Origin of the sequence: Dyadobacter endophyticus, assembly GCF_014641595.1 — a bacterium.
Classification (GTDB): domain Bacteria; phylum Bacteroidota; class Bacteroidia; order Cytophagales; family Spirosomataceae; genus Dyadobacter; species Dyadobacter endophyticus.
Map to the genome: position 1 here is coordinate 386,318 of NZ_BMIA01000004.1, position 10,475 is coordinate 396,792.

Annotated in this window: 9 protein-coding genes; 6 read left to right on the forward strand and 3 right to left on the reverse strand. The window is 49.7% G+C overall.

What is annotated here, in order from left to right:
• Positions 1 to 199 precede the first annotated feature (199 nt).
• Both IEY24_RS26125 and IEY24_RS26130 read left to right on the forward strand, forming a co-directional pair.
• A complete protein-coding gene (locus tag IEY24_RS26125) occupies positions 200 to 769 on the forward strand; it encodes a hypothetical protein (RefSeq protein ID WP_188937979.1) in 570 nt (189 codons plus the stop codon).
• Between the two features lie 109 nt (positions 770 to 878).
• Positions 879 to 1,073, forward strand: coding sequence for a hypothetical protein (locus IEY24_RS26130; RefSeq protein ID WP_188937982.1), 195 nt, complete (start codon positions 879 to 881; stop codon positions 1,071 to 1,073).
• A 10-nt stretch (positions 1,074 to 1,083) separates the two neighbouring features.
• On the opposite strand, the gene IEY24_RS26135 is transcribed toward IEY24_RS26130, so the two are convergent.
• A complete protein-coding gene (locus IEY24_RS26135; RefSeq protein ID WP_188937984.1) occupies positions 1,084 to 1,461 on the reverse strand; it encodes a hypothetical protein in 378 nt (125 codons plus the stop codon).
• Between the two features lie 337 nt (positions 1,462 to 1,798).
• Between IEY24_RS26135 and IEY24_RS26140 the strand changes: the two genes are divergently transcribed.
• The 4 genes from IEY24_RS26140 (at position 1,799) to IEY24_RS26155 (ending at position 8,473) form a co-directional block, all read left to right on the forward strand.
• Complete coding sequence (locus IEY24_RS26140) at positions 1,799 to 2,512, forward strand: hypothetical protein (protein ID WP_229223174.1); 714 nt, start codon at positions 1,799 to 1,801, stop codon at positions 2,510 to 2,512.
• Between the two features lie 105 nt (positions 2,513 to 2,617).
• Positions 2,618 to 4,840, forward strand: a complete 2,223-nt coding sequence (locus tag IEY24_RS26145) for a M1 family aminopeptidase (RefSeq protein WP_188937991.1) — start codon at positions 2,618 to 2,620, stop codon at positions 4,838 to 4,840.
• Between the two features lie 31 nt (positions 4,841 to 4,871).
• Positions 4,872 to 6,926 carry a metallophosphoesterase gene (locus IEY24_RS26150; protein ID WP_188937994.1) on the forward strand — a complete coding sequence of 685 codons (2,055 nt, stop codon included), beginning with the start codon at positions 4,872 to 4,874 and terminating at the stop codon, positions 6,924 to 6,926.
• Positions 6,927 to 7,018: 92 nt separating this feature from the next.
• Positions 7,019 to 8,473 (forward strand): TlpA family protein disulfide reductase, encoded by a 1,455-nt coding sequence (locus tag IEY24_RS26155; protein WP_188937996.1) that lies wholly within the window; start codon positions 7,019 to 7,021, stop codon positions 8,471 to 8,473.
• Between the two features lie 21 nt (positions 8,474 to 8,494).
• Here the strand turns inward: IEY24_RS26155 and IEY24_RS26160 are convergent, their stop codons facing one another.
• Together IEY24_RS26160 and IEY24_RS26165 are read right to left on the reverse strand one after the other, a co-directional pair.
• Complete coding sequence (locus IEY24_RS26160) at positions 8,495 to 8,974, reverse strand: nitrate reductase associated protein (protein ID WP_188937999.1); 480 nt, start codon at positions 8,972 to 8,974, stop codon at positions 8,495 to 8,497.
• A 2-nt stretch (positions 8,975 to 8,976) separates the two neighbouring features.
• Complete coding sequence (locus tag IEY24_RS26165) at positions 8,977 to 10,473, reverse strand: rubredoxin (protein ID WP_188938002.1); 1,497 nt, start codon at positions 10,471 to 10,473, stop codon at positions 8,977 to 8,979.
• Between the last annotated feature and the right edge of the window lie 2 nt (positions 10,474 to 10,475).

Sequence of the window (10,475 nt, forward strand, 5' to 3'; positions counted from 1 at the left end):
GCGCGTGTAAAAACGTCTATTTAAGGGGGTGTTTGAGACAAAATGGTTTAGCGACCGCTAACTCCTTGTACACTTTTTGCAGATCAGGGATTTGCACGACTAAGTGTTGATTTTAATTCAGGCGACCTGCTTCTGGTATGATTCTTTATCCTCCCAGACCTCATCACTAAAATTTTTCATCAACTAAATATAAATCGTCATGAGAGCTTTGAAGTTGAATATCATCGCATTAACTATATTGAGCGGGGCTGCTTTGGGCACCGGCGCAACTTTTGCGCAGACGACCACCCCGGCAACTACGCCATCGAGCACGCAGCCAACGACGGTTCCCGGCACGACACAGCCGTCGACCGCGCCCGGCAGTACACCGCAACCGAAAACGGTCCCTGGTGCTACCGTGCAGCCGTCCGATCTGCCCGGAGCAGTGAGGCCCGGCAATACCACGCAGCCGTCGACCGTGCCCGGTAGCACCACGCAGCCATCCACCGTGCCATCGAGCACCGTTCCTGGCAGCGCAACCACACCGGGAACGACAACCTCGCCGAGCTCCACCAGCCGGCCTTCGACAGTACCCACAATCCCGGGCGACCCGAACGCAGTTCAGCGTACAACTGTTCCGGGCAACTTGCAGCAGGGAACAAATCCGAACAGCAACGTACCAAGAACCACGATTCCCGGCGCTACCACACAGCCATCGCAGGTTCCTCAAAGCACAACCATTCCGTCATCCACCGTGCCTGGCAGTACTACCACGCCGGTGAAACCGTGAGGGGCTAGTTGGGCGTGTGAATGATAGTTTTGTAAGTTAAATAGGATAAAGCCGGGCATGTAGGTGTCCGGCTTTATTCAGATTTTCTCAACCAAAAACACCATACAATATGCCGAGTATAATAAATCGTGATCAGACAGGCCGATTGGAACCGGGAGTGGTTCTGACGGTGTCGGGAGCGGAGTCGGAGAATGATGCCGTGCTGGCGACCGAAAATTACTTGCGGTCCAACGGGAAGGAATATCTGGCCTTGGCCGTGCCCGAGAAAGGTGAGAATGATACCTATGAAATCCGGCTGGGATAAGCAGAGGATGCTAGGGTTTTTCTTTGGTCCCTGTTTCGATCTGTTCTTTTTCGAGGCTCATTGCCGCAAACTCTTTCGCCAGGTGGAACCAGTTGTTACCGGCGACGTCGGCGATCGCCACTACCTTGCCGTGGTGTATTTCTACAAGGACTTTCGAGCTTTTCAGTTCGTCCCAGTTATCGACGCGGCAAACCTGCATGCATCTGAACAGGAACCTGCCCAGAAAGGGCGGATCAGCAGGCTCGCCCCCGTTTATGCCGGACAAAAATTCTTCATGTCCGCCAAAAGTATATCTAACTCCTTTCACGTTTAGTTCCAGCTCGGCCGCAACATAAAGTCGTCGGTGGGTATATATATGTACCGCTTTAATTGTTCCGATTTCCATCATGATTTGCTTTGATGTAGGACTTAGTGGGCACCAAAACCATGCCGATGTGCCCTTTTTACAAATAAACAACGTTGTTCGGTTTTAGTGAACCGCTTGAACGGCAATATATACGTTTTAGACTTAAATTGTAGTAGTAATATGACGAATTATTTTGATTTTCGTCGGATTTTGGAAAGGATATTGTAGAAAAACTCGTCAAAATGTTTCAGGATAGTTTCAGCCCGAGCTTATTTTGATAAATAATTGTAGAAATTCAAGAAAAATATAAGGGTATGAGGATGCGCTTTAAACATCTTTAGTGAGGGTTGTGTAACACAAACGGCTTTCCTGAGATGCTATGAAAACATTACTGCTTGCTTCACTTGTCCTTCTCCCAACCATTCATGCGAACGCTTCCTTAAACGTCGCGCGCGACCTGGCTACCGCTAACATTGAAAATACGCAGGGAGAACGCCAGAATGCCTACCTGTTTCCCGGTTTTGTGAAGGGAATGGTTCATTTCCGGAACGGTACGAAGCGCACGGCCCTCCTGAATTACCATCGCCTGGGCGGTCAGATGCAGTTTCTGAACCCGCCGGCAGATACGTTGCTCTTTACGGGCAAATACCTGATCGATTACATTGAAGTAGAAGAACGCCGGTTCGTGCTCACCGACGAACACTCGGATATGGAGGTGATTGGGACGGCGGGCCGCGTTATGCTGGCAGCTCGGGTACAGCCGGAACCGGCTGGGAACAAGCTCAGTCATTCGGGACAGCATTTTTCCGCGCTGGAAGGTAACGCTGCGCATGCATTAATGGTCAGCAACCAGGGAGGCAATTTTCAGTGGGAAAACAATGCATCCGGTCACCGCTGGAAGTTGAAAACCAGTTATTTTCTGATCGACCAGAACAGGGTTGCACATCCCGCGACGCGGCGTGCATTCATGGCCGTGTACGCGCGTAACAGACGCCAGCTTACGCACTACCTGCGTGAGAATCGTATCGACTTCGGCAATGCGGACGATCTGCAAAAGCTGCTCGGCTTTTGTAATGATCTTACCGCCCTTTAACTCGAACCTGCCGTTTGAACATTCAAAAAGGAATAGGTGAAGAATTGCCCGCAATTGGTTAAGTTAGCGTATTGATAGTGATGTATTTACAGAAAACGGCACGCTATGAGATTACTTTTCCTATTCCTTTTCCCCCTTTTTGCCGGGCAGGTGCTTGCACAGGAATCCGGGCCGGATTACAGCACTTCCGACATTGCGGCGCTCGAAAGCCGGAGCGCCGGGTTACGGATCAATGCTTCGGGCCTGCGCGTGATGGCTTCCAACAATTTCGACGTAAAGTATTACCGCTGCGAATGGGAGGTTGATCCTTCGGTGAACAACATCAAAGGCAGCGTGACGCCCCATTTTGTGATGAGTATCGCGGGGAACAGCATTACCCTCGACCTTTCGAATGCACTTACAGTGTCGGCCGTCCAGCAGCGCGGCAGTAATGTCGCCTTTGTGCATGCCGGCGATGCGTTGACGATCACCTTGCAAAATCCGCTTACCCAGGGAACAAAAGATTCTGTGACGATCAGTTACGAGGGAACTCCGCCGGCCACCAATGCCGCTTTTGTGGTTACCACGCATGGGCAGCCCGCTACGCCTGTTCTCTGGACTTTAAGTGAACCTTATGGCAGCCGCGACTGGTGGCCATGCAAAAATGGCCTCGACGACAAGGCCGATTCGCTGGATATTTACATTACGCATCCCGCAGCTTACAAGGCGGCTTCGAATGGCCTCCTGAAAAGCGAAACAGCTGTTGCAGGTTCCAAAACACGTACGCACTGGAAGCACCGGTATGCGATCGCGAGCTATCTGGTGGCTATCGCGGTGACCAACTATAATGTGCTGGACAACAGCGTAATGATCGGAGGGGCCAATGTGCCTTTCAAAACCTACTGCTATCCCGAAAGCCAGTTTAATTTTCAGAATGGCGTGCAGAATGCGCTTAATGCGATGGTGCAGTTCAGCAATCTTTTCGGCGATTATCCCTTCAAAAACGAAAAATATGGTCATGTCCAATTTGGCTGGGGAGGAGGAATGGAGCATCAGACCTGCTCATTTATGGTGAATATGGGCGAAACGCTCATTGCACATGAACTGGCGCATCAGTGGTTTGGTGATAAAGTAACCTGTGCAACCTGGCAGGATATCTGGCTGAACGAGGGCTTTGCCACGCACCTTGCGAGCATTTATGCGGAGGCGAAATATCCGGCCAGTACCAAAGCGACCCGTACCAATGAAATTAACAGTATCACATCGCTGCCCGGCGGTTCGGTGTGGGTTGATAATGTAAATGACGTAAACCGCATTTTCAGCAATCGGCTGAGCTATCTCAAAGGCTCGCATTTACTCTATATGCTGCGCTGGATACTGAGCGATGCTACATTTTTTGCAGGGGTTAACAGTTACCTCAATGATCCGGCGCTGGCCTATGGCTACGCGACCACAACCAACCTGAGGCTCCATCTGGAAGCGGCAAGCGGGAAAGACCTGACCTATTTTTTCAATCAGTGGTTTACAGGCCAGGGCTATCCATCTTACCAGATCGAATGGCACCCGATGGGCAATTCGGTCCAGGTAAAAATGCACCAGACGCAATCGGACGCATCGGTGAGCTTCTTCCAGTTGCCCGTTCCGCTGCTTTTCCGCAATGCCAATACCAACCAAGAGAAGCTTGTGGTGCTCAGCAACACGGAAAACGACCAGTTTTTTACAGACAACCTCGGTTTTGAGGCCACTGAGGTGATTTTCGACCCGGACGTCTGGCTGATCACGCGCAACAACACCTTCACCAAAACCTCAGGGCCGTTGCCGGTGGTATTCAGCAGGTTTAATGTTGAATGCCGCGGTACGAACGCGCGGCTGACCTGGCAAACGACCGAAGAAGTGAATGCGGATTATTTCGAAATACTGGGAAGTAAGGATGCCCGGCATTGGGAGGCGATGGGGACCGTAAAGGCCACAGGTAATTCCAATGAAACCAACGAATACCTCTTTAACATTGAGGCGACATTAGATCGGGGTTATTACCGCATTAAGGAATATGATACGGATGGAAAGACGCATGAAACGCGCATTGTAACGGCCGTTTGCGGGCCGGAGAATGGAGTATGGAAGGTTTATCCCAACCCGGTACGCGATATTTTTACCCTTAGTAATTCTTTCGGTAAGCCGGTTGCTGATGCGCTTTTCCTTTATGACATGCAGGGAAGCCGTGTGGTGTTGAAATCGCTTTCTGCTCCCGGCAATACTCGAAATTTCAGTATTCGACATTTAAAGCCCGGCCTGTATGTATTGTCGCCCGGCGTTGGGTACGGAGGATTGAAGATCATCAAAGATTAGGGGAATGATATGATTTGTAAACACACTATTTATGCAACCATCTATTTTAACTTTTCTCCTGTTATCGCACATGGTGCCCGGACTTCTGAGGGGTCCGTATCTTCAATCCGTCACATCGACCAGCGTCGTCATCCGCTGGCGTACCGATGTGGGCACCGACAGCCGCGTGAGTTTTGGCAGTTCTCCCGGCTCGCTCCTTCAAACGGTAGATAGCGCCTCCCTCGTAACCGAGCACGAGGTAAAGCTGTCCAGCCTTCAACCCGGAACAAAATACTACTATTCGATCGGCTCATCGCAGGCCGTGTTGCAGGGCGATGCCGATAACTTTTTTCTAACCGCTCCGCCGCCCGGCCAGGCTGGAAAATACCGGATCGGGGTGTTTGGGGATTGCGGCAATAACTCGCCGAATCAACTGGCCGTGCGTGACCGGCTAACTGATTACCTTGGCCAGGATTACATGAATGCATGGCTTCTGCTCGGGGATAACGCCTACCTCAACGGAACTGACCCGGAATATCAAAGCGGTTTTTTTAATATGTACAAAGGCCGGTTTTTAAAACAATCCCCGCTCTATCCGTGTCCGGGAAACCACGACTACGCCAACAACCCAGTGCGCCAGGACGACCACGCGGTTCCTTATTACAGCATTTTCACCATTCCCACAGCGGGAGAGGCTGGTGGAGTTGCGTCGGGGTCGAAGTCGTTCTATTCTTTTGACTACGGAAATATCCATTTCCTGTCACTCGACTCTTATGGAAAGGAGGATAATTCCACGCGGTTATACGACACGCTTGGCAAGCAGGTGCAGTGGGTCAAAGCCGACCTGGCTGCCAACTCGAACAAGGGATGGGTGATCGCTTACTGGCATCATCCCCCGTATACCAAAGGTTCGCATGATTCGGACACCGAGGCTGACCTGGTGAAGATTCGGAAGAATTTCATCAGAATTCTGGAAAGGAATGGGGTCGACCTCATCCTATGCGGGCATAGCCACGACTATGAACGTTCGAAGCTCTTGAAAGGGCATTATGAAGCTGAAAATACATTTGTGCCGGATGTGTATAATCTTAGTCAATCGTCGGGCAAGTACGACGGGACACCGGAATCCTGTCCGTACATCAAGCAGTCGCCGGAAAATGAAGGGACTGTGTATGTGGTAGCAGGCTCGGCGGGACAACTGGGTGCCACGAAGGCTGGTTACCCCCACGATGCGCTGCCCGTAGCCGATGCCCAGCACGGGGGCGCGTTGCTGCTGCAAGTAGAGGAAAACCGGCTGGATGGTCAATGGATCGCTTCCGACGGGATTGTTCGCGACCGGTTTACCATCATGAAGGATGTTAACACGAAAAAAAAGTACGAGATATCAAAAGGCAACACTGTGACGCTCAGCGCTTCCTATGTAGGCGGGTATGTGTGGAACACGGCTCAGACGACCCGCGAAGTGGAAGTAAGCCCTTCCCTAACTACAGAATACACAGTGCATGACCAACAAACTTGTCTTGCCGATACGATGACGGTGGTCGTTACCGACCCGTTACCGGTACGACTAACCAGTTTTTCGGGATTTTGGGGAAACGAAGGGGTTAAGTTGCAATGGCAGACCAGCGAGGAAACCAATGCAAGTCATTTTGTCGTCGAGCGTTCGCAGGATGGACGTCATTTCGAAGCAGTTGGCAAGGTCGCAGCTGCGGTCGAATCGTCGGTGACGAGGCGGTACGACTACCAGGATCCGCAGATTGCGGGCAAGCTGGGGAGGGTCTATTATCGTCTGATTGAAGTGGATTTGGGCGGCCGGCAGCAGACGTCCCGGATTATCGCGGTACAAGTGGCTGTTCCTAATGACGATCTGATCCGCGTTCAACCTAATCCGTCAAACGAAAGAGATGTGAAAGTAGAAATTGCCGGGGGCTTGGGTGAGTTGGAATTAGTTCTGACAGATATTAGCGGACATGTTCTTGAAAAACGAAAACTGACTTCCGGCAACAGTGCCCGCACAATTTCTTTTGGAACATTGAAAACCGGAACTTACATTATAACCGTGATGATAGGAAGTGATCGTGTTTTTAAAAAGTTTATTGTTCAATAAAATTCTATTGTAAGACAAATATGCTCCACAGAATATGACGATAAAGCGTAATTAGATTTGAACAAATACTCTTCAATCAAATTTTAAATCAAATGCGCTATCCGGGCTATCTTTCTCTGTTTTTTATTGGTATTATTTTTCAATTGATTGGCTGTGGCCAGAAGAAAGATAATCTGGTTAGAATTTCCTTTAACTATCCCAAGGCGGCCGGGGATACCGTTTTGATAGCCCGTACGAACATGGTTAGCCTGGATAGTATCGGCATGGGTAGAGTAGTGCTGGATAGTGCCGGAAAGGGGATTGTAGAATTTACACTCGATGCGCCGGTTTTCGCGGGTATCAGTGCCGGGCAGTTGGCGGCAGGCCTTCTTGTTTCGCCGGGAGATGAAATTTCCATTGTGCCATCAAGGCCAGGTTCGAAACATATGCTGGGTTTCGAAGGCGACGGCGCTGTTGTACAGGAGTTCCTTAACGAAGCGGTGCGGTTCAGACAGGGAATGGAGCGGTGGAAAGGTAATCTTGCGATCCGTCTTGACAAGGAGGAGTTTTTAAATGCGAGAGATTCTTTAGAAAAAGGTTACGATCAATTGTTGGCCAAATTAAAATCAAATCCGAATATATCAGGGGAAATACGTGATCTTCTAACACGGCAAATCAAGATGAGTGTTCTATTCTACCAATACAATTATGCAATCGGGAGAGATTCAATCGATATACCGGTATCCGTATGGGAAGCAACCAGCGAAATGCCTGTCGATTCCATTGCATTGAAAACCGGGATATTTGATTTCGCTTTGATCGGATCTTTTTATTATCAGCATAAAATCAGTAATGGAATTTATGGAGAGAATGAAGAAATGGATGGCGATTCACTTGACCTGATTTTTCCATTTCTCGTAGAAGAAAAAATTAAATCCTCTAAATATCCGAAAGTAATCGAAGAATTTCTTCGTGCGAAAAGTGCTGACTATCAGATTAGCATGTATGGACTTACGCCGTCCGTTATCAAGCTCGCAAACACGCTGGAAAGGGAGATAGCATCAAATGATTTCAGAAAAGTAATCCGCGAAGACATTGCCCGCTGGGAAAAACTGGGTCCTGGGAAACCCGCCCCGGATTTTGCAGGAACTACACCTGATGGAAAGAAAATTTCGTTGTCAGGTTTGCATGGCAAAGTGGTGTACGTCGACATTTGGGCGACCTGGTGCGGGCCGTGCGTTGAGGAGTTCCCGAATTCCAAAAAAGTACAGGCAGATTTCAAAGGCAATGATCAGGTCGCATTTCTGTACGTTTCGGTAGATCGCGATACATTGGCATGGAAGAAAATGGTAGCCAGCGGAAAAGTCCCGAATGGCATTCACATCATTAATAGTTCAGATTCTCCCAATTCCGTTTGGAACCTCTACTACGTGTGGGGAGTGCCGAGATATTTGTTGATTGATGCGCAGGGGCGAATGGTAGCGACGCATGCGGACCGGCCGTCTTCTGGTAAAGTCTCGAAAGAGCTTCGCAAACTGTTAACTCGTGATCAGTTAGCTCAAAAATAGCGAATTTTCTAATCGGTGGACTTAACAAGCCACCGCCAACCCAAACTCCACCATTGCCCTCGGGAAATTCCTTCCTTCATGCCCTGAACGACTGAGCTTTACCAATGCAAAGCGTTCCAGCACATCGAGCTGTATCCATTGATTGGCGGAAATGACCGGGCAATTCCATTCCTGCGCCTTCTCGCGCACTTCCGCGGGTACGTAGGTGTACACCCACGCAGGGTCGAGGCTTTTGAGCAGGCTCGGAACGGTATTGGTGTATTTCCAGACCAACTCATTCACGTAAGCAGCATATGCCTCGATCTCCGCGGCCGAATGGCAGGGATGTTCGGCAAGGTCGTCTTTTTCCTGGTAATTGAATTTGGCCCAATCGGCGAGTTGGACCTTCACCCGGCAGGTGTCGAGTTTGTAGCGAACGATCATCGGAATGCAGCGCAGACTGTCGACAAAATCGCTTTCAAATGCAAAAAAACGGGTTTCGATGGCAGGCTCGGATGTCATGATCAGGCTGGTTCAAGGTTTGATGACCGGGTTAATTCGATGGGCAGGAAAATAGCTTTGCCACTGTCGCAGGTAGGGCAGCAGTAGCCGGCCGGAAGGTCTTCAAAGGCGGTTCCCGATGGGATATCGCCGAGAATGTCGCCAAACTCGGGATCATAAACAGTCAGGCAATCAGGGCATTGGTGCGCCGTCTTTACCGCTTTGACAGCCGTTTTGGCTTCATCAGGCTCGGACAGCATAGTTTTCAGAGTATCCCTGGATCGCTGATTATTAAACCGCCTGCAAAGACGTTCCAACTGGGCAGGCAAATGTATTTTGAACAAACCCTTTTCAAACAGCACTTGCGCACGGCTGTTGGGGTTGAAATTCTCGGTATAGTAAAGATCGTAAACACTGAATAGCGGCAGTTGTCCTATGCGCAGCAATGGCCGCTTCCGGATCAGGATAGAACCGAATACTTCGGATTTCGGACGGGTCTGAATACCGAAGCATAGCCCGAAAGTGCGCGTGTCGTTTTTGGAAAAATACCGGATCAGGTCGTTTTTGAGTTCCGCGCCATCGCCGTTGTGGTCCTCGGTTTGCCAGGCGAGCTCATTGGCCGCATGGCGCACATTGATATTGTGTTTTCCCAGAATATTGCTCCAAGCTTCGCGATATTGGTCTTCAATGCCTTTAATTACCAGTGATTTCCAGGGTGTTGCGCAAATCTCCCCGACACGTGTTTTAAGGCATAGTTCGCACACGTCGAGCAGGAATTCAATTGAAAATTCCTCGTCGCGACGGTAAAGCCCAAGCCATGTGCGCGATTCGTATCGGTTGAAACCCTCGTAATAGGGCAGGGAAAAAGAGGGTAATTCCAGCTCTTGCGTCGATTGTTGGGACACATAGTGAATGCGCTCGCTCACTGCGGCCTTCAGTGCATTTTCTTCATTAATGCCTTCGTCGAGCATGCATTCTTCCACCACTTTCGCAAGGCGCCCGATTTCATTGGTATAAATTAATTTGTCCCATTTGAAAACCGTGTTGGATTGCTTCAAGCGCACATATAAGTACCAGAAATGCGGCTCAGGCGAGGAGATAAAATTGAGATTACCTGTGAAAAAAGGAGTGAAACTCTGATTAGAATCGGAGATATTGACTTTCAAACCCGGCCGGAGACCCGGCCGAAAGCCCTGTTCGAAGTCAAAACTATCGAGAACGGAATGGTACTCGCTCGCATTGAGCCATTGCCCTGTCCGGAAAACGTCTTCACCGCAGTAGGAACTCACAATATTAGGCTGGCGGTCGGTATTGACCTCGTAAAAAATCCCCAGTTTTTTAAAATCGCTTTCCAAAAAACGCATGTCCTCGTAATGTACGGTCATCAGCAATTGTTGCCGCGATCCGAACCGGACCTTACGGACATTCGCATTCCATGACGCCGAAAGTATGTCTTTCAGGTACCCCGGCGATGCAATCCCGCCCGGCAGGTTGATTTTTATATGGTAATAGTCGCGCATGG